Source organism: Hydrogenophaga atypica, from assembly GCF_042665215.1.
Classification (GTDB): Bacteria; Pseudomonadota; Gammaproteobacteria; order Burkholderiales; family Burkholderiaceae_C; genus Hydrogenophaga; species Hydrogenophaga defluvii_A.
In genome coordinates this window covers 380,175-394,166 of the sequence record NZ_JBHTCA010000004.1, presented here as the reverse complement: position 1 = coordinate 394,166, position 13,992 = coordinate 380,175, and the positions used below count along the sequence as shown (strand labels likewise).

Here is a 13,992-nt window from a genome sequence, read left to right as displayed (position 1 = left end):
AGAGGCTCAATGGCTCAGTAGCGCGGCACAGAAGGATCGACTTCGGCCGACCAGGCGTTGATGCCGCCGGCGATGTTGACCGCCTGATCGAAGCCCTGGTTGTTGAGGAAGTGCGTCACCTGTGCGCTGCGGCCACCGTGGTGGCACAGGCAGGCGATGGGGCGGTCGCGCGGCAGGTCCTGCAGACGGGCGGGTATGGTCTGCATGGGCATGTGGACCAGCTCGAAGCCGTCGGGTTTGACGCTGGCGGTCTGGACTTCCCAGGCCTCACGCACGTCCAGCACCACGGGCAGCACATCGGCGGGCAGCTCGGCCTTGACCTGGGCGATCCAGGCGGCCATTTGGTTGGGGCGCAGGGCGTTCATCAGAAATTGAAGCGCGAAGCTTGGGGGAAGTTCAGAAGACGTGGTGCCACCGTGTCCCAGGGCTGGGTGGTGTGGAAGGCTGTGTCGCTGGTGCGGGTGACCAGGGTGGCGCGCATCATGGGTTCGTCGCCGGTGATGGCGATCAGACGCCCGCCCACGGCCAGCAGTTGCAGCAGGCTGGCAGGCACCTCGGTCACCGAGCCGCTCAGCAAAATGGCGTTGAACGGCGCGGCGGCCCGGCAGGCCGCGAAGTCGTTGGCAGCGGCGTCGGCCTGACGCACGTCCACGTTGTTCACGCCAGCCTGCATCAGGTGGGTGCGCGCCTTGCTGGCGAGCGCGGGGTCGATCTCCAGGCTCAGCACTTCTTGCGCCAGGCGTGCCATGAGGGCGGCCGAAAAACCCGAGCCGGTGCCGATTTCGAGCACTTTGTCGGTGGCTTGCAGCTGCAGGTCTTGCACCATGCGTGCCTCGACGCGGGGCGACAGCATGCACTGGCCTTCCACGGCGGGCTGGGTCAAGGGGAGGTCCATGTCAACAAAAGCCAGTGCCTTGTGCACCGCTGGCGCAAAGTCTTCGCGCTTGACCTCACCCAGCAGCGCGAGCACCTGCGGGTCCAGCACCTCCCAGGGGCGGACCTGTTGTTCGATCATGTTGAAACGGGCTTGTTCGGTGTCGAACGCGGTGGGCAAGGCGGTCATGGCAAAAGGCTCCGTGGGGCTTGTCAATCAGGGTTTCCGATTTTACCGGGGGGTGTGTGTCGGCGCTGTCAAGGCACTGCCTGCCGCTGGTGAAGCGGGTAAACCCATGAGGCGGCGTGCCCACTGGGCGAGATCGTCCATGTAGCAGTACACCACCGGCACCACCACCAGCGTGAGCAGCGATGAGGTGATGACGCCCCCAATCACCGCCTGCCCCATGGGGGCGCGTTGCTCCGAACCTTCGGTGAGCGCAAACGCCAGCGGCACCATGCCAAACACCATGGCCAGCGTGGTCATGAGGATGGGGCGCAGGCGCACGCGCGCGGCCATCAGCAGGGCGTCTTCGCGGCCCACCGCCGGGTGGTCGGGTGTGCCCTCGCGGGCGCGGATGGCGAAGTCCACCAGCAGGATGGCGTTTTTGGTCACCAGGCCCATCAACATCACCACGCCAATCACCGAGAACATGGACAGCGAGGAGCGGAACATCAGCAGCGCCAGCACCACGCCGATGAGCGTGAGCGGCAATGAGCTCATGAGCGCCAGCGGCTGCAGAAAACTCTTGAACTGGCTGGCCAGGATCATGTAGATGAAAACGATGGCCAGCAGCAGGGCCGAGATGGCGTAGCCAAACGACTCCTGCATGTTTTTGGTGGAGCCGCCGAACTCGTAGCGGTAGCCGGGGGGCCAGGCGATGCTGTCGAGCACCTGGCGGATTTCGGCCGACACTTCGCCAGTGGAGCGGGCATAGCTGTTGGCGCTGATGCTCACTTCGCGGGTGAGGTTGCGGCGGTTGATCTGGTTGGCGCCGGTGGCCTCGCGCACCTCGGCCACCTGACCCAGACGCACCACGCGGGCGCTGCCATCGGCCTGGGTGCCGGTCACCAGCGGCAACTGGGCGAGGTCGCCCAGGCGGGCGCGTTCAGCCGCCGGCAGGCGCACGTTGACGTCGTAGGTCTGGTCGTCGGGCGCGCGCCAGTTGCCCACCGTGGTGCCGGCCACCAGGGTGCGCAGGCCGCTGGCGGCGCTGGCCACACCCACACCGGCGTCCGAGGCCAGGTCGCGCCGCAGCACGATGTCCACCGTGGGCTTGTTGGGTTTGACGCTGGCGTCGAGGTCCACCAGGCCGGGGATGGTCCGGATGCGCTCCAGCACCTGCTGGCTCAGGCGTTCCAGTTCCTTGAGGTCGGTGCCTTGCAGTGAGAACTCCAACGCCTTCTGACCGCCCACCGGATCGAGCAGGCCCACGTGGGTGACCGTGATGCCCGCCACTTGCCGCAGCCGCTCGCGCAGTTTGGCCGACATCGCATCCACGCTGACGGTGCGGTCCTTGCGGTCCACCAGGCGCACGTAGACATTGGCGTAGATCTTGCCCTGGGCGTTGCCGGTGTTGATGGTGGTCAGGGTGTATTTGACTTCGGGGAACTCGCGGACGATGGCCTCCACCTGCGCGGCGCGCGATTCGGTGGTTTCCAGCGACGAACCCACGGGCGTGTGGAAGGTGACCGAGGTTTCGGAAAAGTCGGCCTTGGGCACAAATTCGGTGCCCAGCAGCGGCACCATCACGATGCTGGCGACAAAAGTGGCCAGCGCCACGCCCAGCGTGGCCAGCTTGTGTTTGAGTGACCAGCGCAGGATGTTCTGGTAGCCATCGGCCAGGTGGTCTTGCGCGCGGTCTATCCAGTGTGTGAGTCGACCGATGGTTTTGTCGTACAGCGTCACCGGCACAAAAGGTTTGCCGTGTTGGTCGATGGCCGGGTCGTGCCAGATGCTGGACAACATCGGGTCGAGCGTGAAACTCACGAACATGGAGATCAGCACTGCCGCCACGATGGTGATGCCGAACTCGTGGAAAAACTTGCCGATGATGCCTTCCATGAAGCCGATGGGCAGGAAGACCGCCACGATGGACAGCGTGGTGGCCAACACCGCCAGGCCAATTTCCTGGGTGCCATCCATGGCAGCCTGGAAAGGCGTTTTGCCCATCTGCACGTGCCGCACGATGTTCTCGCGCACGACGATGGCGTCGTCGATCAGCAGGCCCACACACAGGCTCAGCGCCATCAGCGTGATCATGTTGATGGTGAAGCCAAACAGTTGCATGAACAGGAAGGTGCCGATCAGGGCGATGGGCAGCGTGAGGCCGGTGATGACGGTGGAGCGCCACGAGTTCAGGAACAGGAAGACGATCAGCACGGTCAGCACGGCGCCTTCGATGAGTGTTCGGCGCACGTTGTCGACCGCCACCTTGATGGGGCGCGCCGCATCGCCGATGGGCTCCAGCCGAACCCCGGAGGGCAACTGTGTGCGCAACTCGGCCAGGGCGGTGTTGAGCCCTGCCGTCACCGCGATGGTGTTTTCGTCCTGCGCCTTTTGCACCTGCAGCAGCAGGGTGCGCTGGCCGTTGTAGAGGGCCAGGCTTTCCACGTCGTTGGTGCCGTCCACCACCTGGGCCACCTGCTGCAGGTACACCGGTTGGCCGTTGCGGCGGGCCACGATGATGCGTTCAAAGTCCTGTGGCCGGGCCATGCGCGCCTGCACCTGCACCACCCGTTCCTGCTCGCGCGACTTGAGTGCGCCCACGGGCAGGTCCTGGTTCTCGCTGCGCACCGCGTTCACCACTTGTTCGGGTGTGACGCCCATGGCCTCCATGGCCGACGGGATGAGCTCGATGTTGATGGCCCGCTGCGTGCCCCCCACCAGCGTGACCGAGCCCACACCGCGCACGTTTTCAAGTCGCTTTTTGAGCGTCTGGTCGGCCCAGTTGGTGAGTTCGGCCGCGGTGGGTCCGTTGGCCTCGGGCAGCACAGCCACCGACCACACGGCGCGGCTGGACGGGTCGAAGCGCAGCACGCGGGGTTCTTCCACCTCATCGCGCAACAGCGGTTTGAGCAGCGCGATTTTTTCCCGCACGTCTTCGGCCGCCTTGCGGCCGTCGATGTGCAGCTGGAATTCGATGATGACCACCGACTGGTTTTCGTAGCTGCGCGAAGTCAGCTTGTTGATACCCGCAATGGCGTTGACGGACTCCTCAACTTTCTTGGTCACCTCCGATTCGACGATCTCGGGTGAGGCGCCCGGGTAGGTGGTGGTGACCACCACCACGGGGAAGTCGATGTTGGGGAATTGGTCGACCTGCAGGCGCTGGTAGGAGAAGGCCCCCAGCACCACAAAGGCCAACATGACCATGGTCGCAAAGACCGGGTTGCGCAGCGAAACCTGGGTGAACCACATGGTGGGGTGTCCAGGCTTATTTGGGCTGCGCGGTCAGGCTGATCGCCGTGCCTTCGCGCAGTGCGCCGACGGCCACGCGCAGCACCTGATCGCCCGCGTTCAGCGGCGCCACCGCCACCCAGTCCTCGTCCAACACGCGGCCACGTGCGCCCAGCGTCACGGTCTGGTGCACCACTTTGCCGTCGCGCACCAGTTGCAGGTAGGGTTGCGGTTTGTCGGTGCGCACGGCCGACAGCGGCACGACCACACCTTGTGTCTGGCCGGTGCGAAGTTGGCCTTGTGCGAACAGGCCTTGGCGCAGGCCGTCGGTGGTGTGGAGTTGCAGGTAAGCCAGCACGCTGCGGCTGCCGGCCTGCGCGGTGGGGTTGATGCGCGCCACGGTGGCAGGCACACGCAGGGGAGCGCCTTCGATGGTCAGCTCGGCTTTTTGGCCCACGCGCACGGCCAGCGCGTCGGCGGGCGCGAGCGCCGCCTCCAGCTCCAGCGCGGACAGATCGACGATCTCCACGATGCGCGCATCCAGGCCCACACGTTCGCCGTTTTGTACCAACCGGCTCGCCACCTGGCCGTTGATGGGGGCGCGCAGCTCGGTGTCGGCCAGGCCTTTTTTGGCGATGTCCAGGGCGGCCAACGCCGCCTTGTGGCTGGCCTGGGCGGCGTCGAGGTTGGCCAGCGAGGTGTCGAGCGCGGTGCGCGAAATGAAGCCCTGGTTGACCAGCGCCTGGTTGTTGTCGCGCTGGCGCTGGGCAATGGTCACCTGGGCCTGCGCGGCCTCGGCTTGTTCGCTGGCCTGGCGCACACGGGCCAGGCCTTCGGTGTTGTCGATGCGGGCAATCACCTGGCCGGCGCGCACGCTGTCGCCTTCGCGCACCGTCAGGCCTTGCAGTTCACCGGCCACCTTGGCTTTCACGGCGGCGCTGCGCACGGCTTTGAGCGGGCCGGACAAGGCCACGTTGGTTGCCATGTCGGTGGGCTGGGCCACCAGCACGTCGCCCGCATTGAGCGCGAGCACGGCGTCAGCGCGCAGGGCGTCGGCAGCCTGTGTGGCGGCGGCCTGCTGGGTTTTGCGGGCGTTCAAGGCTCGGGCCACACCCAACACAACCGCCAGCAGCAGTGCGCCCCACAACAACCAGGTGATCCAGCGTTTCATGTCGAATGTGTCCGGGTGGAAGGCTTGAGCAGGCCGTGGGTGAGGATGTCGGCCTGGGCCAGGATGAAGGCACGTGGGTCCAGCGTGGGTTGCACCGCGCAACAGGGGCCCAGCGAGTGTTTCCACATGGTCAGAAAAATCATGGGCGCGATGATGCTGTGGCAGGCGCTGTCGATGTCGATGTCGCGCACCTCGCCCCGCTTGACGCCGCGTTCCAGGATGGTGCGCACCAGCACATTGCCCGGTTCAATCACTTCTTGGGTGTAGAAGGCGGCGATCTCCGGGAAGGAGCCTGCTTCGCTCATCACCAGTTTGGTGATGCCTGAGGCGCGCGTGTTGCCAATGCGCTCCCACCAGCGCAGCATGCATTCGCGCACCAGTTCGCCGGTGTCGCCGGGAAAGCTGTCCATCTCGGCTTTCCACTCGTCAAAACGGCCGCTGATGGCTTCGCGCACCACCGCTTTGAACAAATCGACCTTGCTCGGGAAGTACAGGAACAGGGTGCCCTTGGACACCCCTGCTCGGGCGGCCACCTCTTCCACGCGGGTCGCGGCGAAGCCCTTTTCCACGAACAGGTCCAGCGCCGCGTCCAGCAGCTCGCCCGGGCGCGCCTCCTTGCGGCGCTCGCGCTTGTGGCGCGTGTCGGCGTCGGGTGGTGGTGGTGGTGGGGAGGCTGGGGGGGACATGGATGTTAATGACCAGTTGGTTATTAACTATAGCGCATCCCCGTCTTGGCGCACACGGCGTTCGGTCAAGGCCGTGTAAAGCGTCCCCGATTCGACCCTTTCAGTCTTCCAGCAGGCGGATGCCTATGCGTGTGATGTGCCCGTCGTCCATCTCGCGGACACTGAGTTCGGCGTTCCCCAGCCGCATGGCATCACCCACCACCGGTGGGCGGTTGAGCGTGGCTGTCAGCCACTGTGCGGTGGACAGGTGCGCATCGGCTGGCGGTGGCAGGTTGTAGAAAGCGCAAAGATCCGACAGCGGGGTGTGGGCCGCCAGCGCGAAGTCGCCGAACACCTGGCGGGTGTGCGCCGTGTCGTCTGGGTCGGGCAAGGCCAGCCCCAGCCGGCGTGCGGCCAGGGCAATGGTGGAGCCCTGGAGCAACAAGGAGGCCAACACGACCACCAAAGCCACATTGAAAAATATCTGAGCCCCCTCGACCCCGGCCATCAATGGGAACATGGCCAGCACGATGGGCACGGCGCCTCGCAGCCCCACCCAGGCGATGTAGGCGATCTCGCGGCGCGTGAAGTGGAAGGGCCAGAGGCACAGCGCCACCGACAGGGGGCGGGCCACGGCCATCAACACGACCGCCAACCCCAGCGCCGGCCAGAAGGTGTTGGCGACTTGACCGGGCGTGGCCAGCAGGCCCAGCAACAAGAACATGCCGGCTTGGGCCAGCCAGGCATAGCCGTCCATGGCCGCCAGCGCGGGGGCAACGGCCTGCTTGGCCCGGTTGCCCACCACCACCCCCAGCACATACACGGCCAGAAAACCCGAACCACCTGCCCACGTGGTGAAGGCAAACACCGCCAGACCGCCCGAGACCAGCAGCAAGGCCAGCACGCCGTCGCCCGTGTCGAATCGGGACTGGACCCGGCGCAGCAGTTCGGCCAAGGCCCAACCGCCACCAATTCCCAGCAAGGCGCCCAGCCCAAACTGCAACACAAAGGACTGCAGCCAGGCGAGCACACCGGCCTGGCTGGCGTCTTGTGCGCTGAGGGCGACGCCAATGAGGGCCAGCGTCAGGTACACCGCCATCGGGTCGTTCATACCGGACTCGATTTCCAGTGTCGCGGCCACACGTTCATTCAGCCGGACACCGGAGTTTTTGAGCAGGGCAAACACCGCTGCCGCATCGGTGGAGCCCACGATGGCACCGAGCAGCAGGGCGCGTGGCCAGTCCAGCGCCAGCAGCCAGTGGGCGGCAGCGCCCGTGATGCCGGCGCACAGCACAACGCCCAGCGTGGCCAGCAGCAATGAGGGCCGCAAACCGGTGCGAAAGGTCGCTTGTTCGGTGCGCAAACCACCGTCGAGCAGGATCACCGCCAAGGCCACGTTGCCGACCCAGAAACTCAAACGGAAGTCGTCGAATCTCAGGCCGCCGGGGCCGTCCTCGCCCGCCAGCAGGCCAGCGATCAGAAACACCAACAAGAACGAGAAACCCAGGCGGGCAGAGAACAGGCCTGCGAGCACGCTGGCAAACACCAGCGCCGCCGCCGCCAGCAAGGGCAGCGAAAGAAAGTCGAGGGAAAGCGCCATCATCCCTTGACACTAACAGAAGCGGTGCCTTGCCCAGCCTTGATCACCTGCAGGCTGCGGGTAACATCGCGGCCGTGAATTTTCCTGCCCAACACCCTGTTCTGGTTTCGCTCACGCCGGTGGTGCTGCTGATTGCCCTGGGGTTTTTGGCGGGGCGTTTGCACTGGATACGCGACGGCGCGGTGCGCGACCTGTCCAACCTGGTGTTTCTGGTGCTGATTCCGGCCTTGCTGTTCCGGACCATGAGCACGGTTCGTGTCGAGCAACTCGACCCCTTGCCCTTGCTGGTGTACTTCAGTGCCGCGCTGGGTTTGTTTTTTGTGCTGTTGGCCTTCCAGGGGCTGGACAGGCGTTCGGTGGCATTTGCCTTGGCCGGGGTGTTCTCCAACACGGTGATGATCGGCATCCCTCTGGTGGAGCTGGCCTATGGCAAAGCCGGCCTGGTCACGCTGCTGACGCTGATTTCGGTGCATGCGCTGGTGCTGCTGACGGTGATCACCATCGTCTTCGAACTGGTGGTCGCCCGAGAAGCGAGGGCGTCGGGGGCGGCTGCCACGTCGCTGTGGGTGACGGTCGGTGCGGCCGTCAAGAGCACCGTCATCCACCCGATTCCGCTGCCCATTCTGTGTGGGCTGTTGTACGGCCAGACGGGTTGGGGGCTGCCCGTCGTGGTGGACAAGCCGCTGCAATTGCTGGCCAATGCGTTTGGCCCCATCGCGCTGTTGCTGGTGGGGGTGACCATGGCGCGCACCCGCGTCGCGGGCCTGTGGCGACACACCTTGTGGGTGACCGCGCTGAAGAATTTGGCGCTGCCCGCCTGTGTGGCGTTCAGTGGCTGGGTGTGGGGTTTGACCGGCCTGCCCTGGACGGTGATGGTGGTGGCCGCCGCGCTGCCGGTCGGCGCCAATGTGTTCTTGTTTGCGCAACGCTACCAGGTGGCCGAAGACGTGGTGACCGCCAGCGTGGGGGTGTCCACCGCCATGGGTTTGGTCACGCTCAGCGTGGTCATGTGGTTGGTGTCCTGAGGGCGTCGTTTCACTGGAGTGGCCATGATCACCTTTTTGCAATCCCTGCCCGTGTCGGTGCAGACCGTGGGTCTGCTGATCGCCTCCAACGTGTTCATGACCTTTGCCTGGTATGGCCATCTGCGCAGCCACGCGGCATCACCGTGGCTGGTGGCTGCGCTGGTGAGCTGGGGTATTGCGCTGTTCGAGTACCTGCTGCAGGTGCCCGCCAACCGCATTGGCCACACCCAGTTCAGCGTGGCCCAGCTCAAAATCATGCAAGAGGTGATCACGCTCAGCGTGTTCGTGCCTTTTGCTGTTTTCTACATGAAGGAGCCACTCAAGCTCGACTTTCTGTGGGCCGGCCTGTGCATGGTGGGCGCGGTGTACTTCATGTTCCGCAGCAACTGATCACTGGCTTATTTTTCGCGCTTCCTCAACTTGGTATTCGAAGTAGTGCTGGAAGCTGAAAGCCAGGCTGGCCATCAGCGAGCCGGCACCCACCAGCAGCGACACCACAATGGCCGTGATGGTCAGCCCGTTGGTGTTGCCGGCACCACTCTCAGCCGAGGTGCTGTAGCGCGCATTCCAGCGTGCACGGTCTGTCAGCGCGTAGACGATGGCCGTCAGACAGGTGCTGGCCACGGTGAAGCCCAGCAGCGGGATCAGCAGCCATGACAGTTTGTCGTCCTGCCCCAGGCTTTGCAGGCGCTCCACGCCCCACAGACCCAGCGCGGTGGGCAGCGGGTAGAGCCAGCCCAGGGTGTCGCCCAGGCCTTTGAGGTAGAAGCGGTGCAGGCCCAGCGGGCCACCCAGCAAGGCCAGCCAGGCGGCGACGGTTTTGTTCTTGGTGTGCATGGTGTGCTTATTCTGGACGCGTGCTGTCGCCTTCGCCCAGGCTTTTCTCCATCAGCACGATGTCCAGCCAGCGGTCAAATTTCCAGCCGCAGGACTTGACGACGCCGACCCGTTCGAACCCGAGCGCGGCGTGCACGCCCACCGAGCCGGCATTGGACGAGTCGCCGATGACCGCCATCACCTTGCGCACGCCACCGGCTTGCAGCTTGGCCAGCAGCTCGGCCAGCAGCGCGCGGCCCAGGCCTTTGCCGGCCGCTTCGGGGGCCAGGTAAATCGAATCTTCAACCGAAAAGCGGTAGGCCGGGCGGGGCTTGAACCAGTTGCCGTAGGCAAACCCGATGACGTTGCCTCCGTCTTCCAGCACCAGCCAGGGCAAGCCTTTGGACAACACGTCCGCGCGGCGGGTGAGCATGTCGGCCTCGGTCGGTGGCGTGGTCTCGAAGGTGCCCGTGCCGTGCAGCACATGGTGGGCATAGATGCGGGTGATGGCGGCAATGTCGTGGTCGGTGCTCGGGCGAATCAGGGGCATGGCAGGTGGTCGTTCGGTCGGTATGGCGCACAACGCCGGTGAAGGCTATAATCGCGGGCTTTGCGGCGTTTCGCTGACCGGGTGGTCAGTCGTGTGTCTCAAGCGTTGCAAAATTTTGCGGTGCCAGGTCCTCTCCGAAAGAGTTGCGTCTGTCACCACCACCCGAAGGATAAATCATGGTCGTCATTCGACTCTCCCGCGGCGGCGCAAAAGCCCGTCCGTTCTACAGCATTGTTGTGGCCGACAAGCGCGACCGCCGCGATGGCCGCTTCATCGAGCGCATCGGTTTTTACAACCCGCTGGCCCGTGGCGGCGAAGAGCCCCTGCGCATCGCCCAAGACCGCCTGACCTACTGGACCGGCGTGGGTGCACAAGCCTCCGACACCGTGGCCCGCCTGGTCAAGCAACACGCTGCCAAGGCCGCTGCCTGATCGTGTGATCCCACAGGCCCCGTGCTTTTCGCCCGGGGCCTGTTTCTTTTTGAGCGCCCCACACGCATGATTGCCGGTTTGACCCCAGCCTCCTTGCCCGCCGACGCGGTGGAAGTGGGCCGCCTGGCCGAAGCCTGGGGCATCAAGGGGTGGTTGCATGTCCACTCCCACAGCGCCGATCCGCAGGCGCTCTTCTATTCCAAAGACTGGTTTCTGTGCCCACCCGAGGGCCGCTACGCCCGTGGCTTTGCCGCCTTCGACGGCGTCGTTTCGGCGCGCGTGGATGAGATCAAGGAACACGCCAAGGGCCTCGTGGCTTTGCTCGCCGGCCTGCCAGACCGAACGGCCGCCGAAGCCCTCAAAGGCGCCCGCATCTTCATCTCGCGGCAGCACTTTCCGCCTGCCGAAGATGGCGAGTACTACTGGGTCGATTTGTTGGGGTTGGACGTGGTGAACCGTGAAGGGGTGCACATGGGGGTGGTCAAAGACCTCATGCCCACAGGTCCTCATTCCGTCTTGTGCCTGGACTACACACAAGGCCCCGACGCGGGCGAGGACGCCGGCAAGCCTGCCGAGCGTTTGATTCCTTTTGTGTCGGTTTACGTCGACAAGGTCGACCTCGCCGCGCGCTGCATCACGGTCGATTGGCAGACCGACTACTGAGGCTGGAACGCGCCATGCGCTTCGACATCCTCACCCTGTTTCCCGAACTGTTCACGCCGTTTCTGCACAACGGCATCAACCGCCGTGCGTTCGAGTCAGGCCAGGTGGAGGTGCACTTCTGGAACCCGCGCGATTTTGCCGATGGGCAGTACCGCCGCGTGGACGACCGCCCATTTGGCGGCGGCCCCGGCATGGTGATGATGGTCGAGCCCTTGTCGCGCTGCCTGGACGCCATCCGCATGGCGCGCCAAGCAGCCGAGGCTGAACCGTCCGATGCGCCTGCGCCTGTGGTCCTCTTTTCACCTGCGGGCCAACGCCTTGATCACCCGCAGGTGGCGCGTTGGGCCGAGGGGCGGGGGGCTGTTTTGGTGTGTGGCCGCTACGAGGGCTTGGACCAGCGTTTCATCGACACCTATGTCACGCACCAAATGAGCCTGGGGGATTTCGTTTTATCGGGGGGCGAGATCGCCGCGCTGGCTTTGTTGGATGCGGTGGCGCGCCTGTTGCCCGGCGTGCTGGGCGATGCCGGCAGCCACCAGCAGGACAGCTTCAACCCGGCCTTGAACGGCTTGCTCGACTGCCCACACTACACCCGGCCCGAGGTGTGGCAAGGGCCTCATGGCGCTCAGGCCGTGCCCGAGGTCTTGCTCTCGGGGCACCATGCCCGCATCGAACGTTTTCGGCGCGAAGCCAGCTTGGCGGTGACCGCTGAGGCGCGGCCCGATGTGCTGGCGGCCGTTCGTGCCCAAGGTGGGCTGAGCAAAGCCGACGAGTTGTGGCTTGCCGGGCGCCAGTCAGACAGGCTATAATCGCGGGCTATGCGGTCCTCTGCTCGGCCGCCCTGACCGTTGTCCGTGTGTTCATGGCTTTGGATTTGGGGCCTTTTGTGCAGCGCGTGCATGACCATCAACAGGAAACCATGAACCTCATCCAGACCCTTGAGCAAGAAGAAATTGCTCGCCTGAACAAGGAAATCCCCACTTTTGCGCCTGGCGACACCGTGATCGTCAGCGTGAGCGTGGTGGAAGGCACCCGCAAGCGTTTGCAGGCTTACGAAGGTGTGGTGATCGCTCGCCGCAACCGTGGCCTGAACTCCAGCTTCATCGTCCGCAAGATCTCCAACGGCGAAGGCGTGGAACGCACCTTCCCGCTGTACAGCCCTCGCATTGCCAAGATCGAAGTCAAGCGCCGCGGTGATGTGCGCCGCGCCAAGCTGTACTACCTGCGCGATCGCAGCGGCAAGTCGGCCCGCATCAAGGAAAAGCTGGGCGCGTAAGCAACCCGGTCCTCAGAAAAAACCGCTGCATCGCAGCGGTTTTTTTTTGCCTTCTCACCCAGCACACGGAGCGTTGTGTTATGGCCGGGGATGCCGCCGAAGGCGGCGCGGGGGGCGGTTACCTCACAGTTCTTCCACCCGGCGGGTGGGGTAACTGTCCCAGTTCTGGCAGCCGGGGCATTGCCAGAAATACTGCTTGGCCTCAAACCCGCAGGCGGCGCAGCGGTAACGTTTGAGGGGTTGGGTGGCCTGGTCGAGCGCGCGCAACACCAAGGCTTGCTGCTGGGTGCCGCCCAGCGATTCGCCCGCCAGCCAGCGCGCCGCCATCACCAACGAAGCTTCGCTTTCGAGATGGCGCAGGTAGGTGCCGCGTGCGATGGTGGGGTCGGTGCTGAGGCCGGCAATGGCCTCGGTGACATCAATGGACGGTGGCGTGGGTTGCAGCTGTTCGAGCCGCGCCCGCACAGCCTGGCTTCGCCCGGTCTGCTGCGCCAGTTGGGCCATGGGATGGGCCACCAAGGGCAGGGTTTGAGGGTGGGTGGCGGTCAGGGCCAACAGCGTGTCCAGCGCCGCATCCGGTTGTTGTTGCGATTGCTGCAGCGCGGCGATTTCCACGTGGGGGCGGGGCGCATCGGGCGCGCGTGTGCGGGCTTGCTCCAGCAGTTGCATGGCCTCGTCCGTGGCTTGGCGTTTGCTGGCCGTCGCGGCCATTTCGCACAAAAAATGGCTCAGGCGCAGTTGGTAGGCGCCGGTGTGTTCCTTGTCGAGTTGCTCGGCCATGGCGATGGCCTGTGGCCAGTCGCGTGCGCGCTCGAAGATGCCCAGCAGCGCCTGTCGCGCTTCGTCAGCGAAGGCGGAATGTTCCAGTTGACGCAGGGCGGCTTCGGCGCGGTCCAGCAGGCCGGCTTTGAGGAAGTCCAGCGCCAGCGCGTGCTGGGCGCGGTCGCGGTCTTTTTGGGACAGGTCACCCCGTGCCAGCAGGTGTTCGTGCACGCGCACCGCGCGGTCGTAATCGCCTCGGCGGCGGAAGAGGTTGCCCAACGCAAAGTGCAGTTCGGAAGTGTCGGGGTCGTTTTGTACCGCTTCGATGAAAGAGTCGATGGCGCGGTCTTGTTGCTCGTTGAGCAGTTGGTTGAGCCCGCGAAAAACCGCCTTGGGGGCACGCCTGCCCTCCAGCCGCCATTGGTGCAAGTCAAAACGCGAGGCGAGCCATCCGGCGGCAAAGGCCAGGGGCAGGCCCCACAGGAGCCAGGTCAGATCAAGATCCATGGAGCGGCTTGGCGGGAGGTGGGGCCGTTCGGGTGCGCCGGGCCTGCAGCCAGACGGGCAGCATCACCAGCACGCCCATAGCCACACCGAGCACCAGCGCAATGAGCAGCACCAGCACCAGTGGCGCCTGCCAGTAGGCGCCAAAGAACAGGTGCACATGCACCGGCGCCTGGTTGTTCAGCGCAAAGGCGAAGAGGGCAAAAAAAATGGCTGCCTTGAGCAGCCACATGAGGTATTTCAAGTCATCCCTTTC

General features: G+C 64.9%; 16 protein-coding genes. 6 read left to right on the top strand and 10 right to left on the bottom strand.

Annotated elements, in window-relative coordinates:
- Positions 1-14: 14 nt before the first annotated feature.
- The 6 genes from ACFQPB_RS08660 to ACFQPB_RS08635 all read right to left on the bottom strand — a co-directional run bounded on the left by ACFQPB_RS08660 (position 15) and on the right by ACFQPB_RS08635 (position 7,709).
- A complete protein-coding gene (locus ACFQPB_RS08660; RefSeq protein WP_382198549.1) occupies positions 15-368 on the bottom strand; it encodes a rhodanese-like domain-containing protein in 354 nt (117 codons plus the stop codon).
- The gene (locus ACFQPB_RS08655; protein WP_382221916.1) at positions 365-1,063 is read right to left on the bottom strand and encodes a protein-L-isoaspartate O-methyltransferase family protein; all 699 of its coding nucleotides are present in this window, start codon (positions 1,061-1,063) and stop codon (positions 365-367) included. The genes ACFQPB_RS08660 and ACFQPB_RS08655 overlap by 4 nt, the downstream gene beginning before the upstream one ends.
- A 42-nt stretch (positions 1,064-1,105) precedes the next feature.
- Positions 1,106-4,294: an efflux RND transporter permease subunit gene (locus tag ACFQPB_RS08650; protein ID WP_382221912.1), complete on the bottom strand. Its 3,189-nt coding sequence runs from the start codon at positions 4,292-4,294 to the stop codon at positions 1,106-1,108.
- A 16-nt stretch (positions 4,295-4,310) separates the two neighbouring features.
- Entirely contained in the window at positions 4,311-5,444 is a 1,134-nt protein-coding gene (locus ACFQPB_RS08645) for an efflux RND transporter periplasmic adaptor subunit (protein WP_382221909.1), read from the bottom strand.
- Entirely contained in the window at positions 5,441-6,130 is a 690-nt protein-coding gene (locus ACFQPB_RS08640; protein WP_382221907.1) for a TetR/AcrR family transcriptional regulator, read from the bottom strand. The genes ACFQPB_RS08645 and ACFQPB_RS08640 overlap by 4 nt, the downstream gene beginning before the upstream one ends.
- A gap of 100 nt (positions 6,131-6,230) precedes the next feature.
- Positions 6,231-7,709, bottom strand: a complete 1,479-nt coding sequence (locus tag ACFQPB_RS08635; protein ID WP_382221904.1) for a potassium/proton antiporter — start codon at positions 7,707-7,709, stop codon at positions 6,231-6,233.
- A 29-nt stretch (positions 7,710-7,738) separates the two neighbouring features.
- Between ACFQPB_RS08635 and ACFQPB_RS08630 the strand changes: the two genes are divergently transcribed.
- The gene (locus ACFQPB_RS08630) at positions 7,739-8,734 is read left to right on the top strand and encodes an AEC family transporter (RefSeq protein ID WP_382221901.1); all 996 of its coding nucleotides are present in this window, start codon (positions 7,739-7,741) and stop codon (positions 8,732-8,734) included.
- Between the two features lie 24 nt (positions 8,735-8,758).
- Positions 8,759-9,124, top strand: a complete 366-nt coding sequence (locus ACFQPB_RS08625) for a DMT family protein (RefSeq protein WP_382198480.1) — start codon at positions 8,759-8,761, stop codon at positions 9,122-9,124.
- On the opposite strand, the gene ACFQPB_RS08620 is transcribed toward ACFQPB_RS08625, so the two are convergent.
- On the bottom strand, positions 9,125-9,571 hold the full coding sequence (locus tag ACFQPB_RS08620) for an NINE protein (RefSeq protein ID WP_382221898.1): 447 nt from the start codon (positions 9,569-9,571) through the stop codon (positions 9,125-9,127).
- A gap of 7 nt (positions 9,572-9,578) precedes the next feature.
- On the bottom strand, positions 9,579-10,100 hold the full coding sequence (locus ACFQPB_RS08615; RefSeq protein WP_382221895.1) for a GNAT family N-acetyltransferase: 522 nt from the start codon (positions 10,098-10,100) through the stop codon (positions 9,579-9,581).
- Positions 10,101-10,276: 176 nt separating this feature from the next.
- Between ACFQPB_RS08615 and rpsP the strand changes: the two genes are divergently transcribed.
- From rpsP to rplS, 4 genes are all read left to right on the top strand, one after another.
- Positions 10,277-10,531 carry a 30S ribosomal protein S16 gene (rpsP, locus tag ACFQPB_RS08610; RefSeq protein WP_382221892.1) on the top strand — a complete coding sequence of 85 codons (255 nt, stop codon included), beginning with the start codon at positions 10,277-10,279 and terminating at the stop codon, positions 10,529-10,531.
- A gap of 66 nt (positions 10,532-10,597) precedes the next feature.
- Positions 10,598-11,194, top strand: coding sequence for a ribosome maturation factor RimM (rimM, locus tag ACFQPB_RS08605; RefSeq protein ID WP_382198473.1), 597 nt, complete (start codon positions 10,598-10,600; stop codon positions 11,192-11,194).
- 14 nt (positions 11,195-11,208) lie between these two features.
- Complete coding sequence (trmD, locus tag ACFQPB_RS08600) at positions 11,209-12,003, top strand: tRNA (guanosine(37)-N1)-methyltransferase TrmD (RefSeq protein ID WP_382221889.1); 795 nt, start codon at positions 11,209-11,211, stop codon at positions 12,001-12,003.
- Positions 12,004-12,113: 110 nt separating this feature from the next.
- Positions 12,114-12,470, top strand: coding sequence for a 50S ribosomal protein L19 (gene rplS, locus ACFQPB_RS08595; RefSeq protein ID WP_382198469.1), 357 nt, complete (start codon positions 12,114-12,116; stop codon positions 12,468-12,470).
- Between the two features lie 123 nt (positions 12,471-12,593).
- On the opposite strand, the gene lapB is transcribed toward rplS, so the two are convergent.
- Complete coding sequence (gene lapB, locus ACFQPB_RS08590; protein WP_382221886.1) at positions 12,594-13,739, bottom strand: lipopolysaccharide assembly protein LapB; 1,146 nt, start codon at positions 13,737-13,739, stop codon at positions 12,594-12,596.
- Complete coding sequence (locus ACFQPB_RS08585; protein ID WP_382221883.1) at positions 13,729-13,980, bottom strand: lipopolysaccharide assembly protein LapA domain-containing protein; 252 nt, start codon at positions 13,978-13,980, stop codon at positions 13,729-13,731. Before ACFQPB_RS08585 ends, lapB begins: the two co-directional genes overlap by 11 nt.
- Positions 13,981-13,992: the final 12 nt, after the last annotated feature.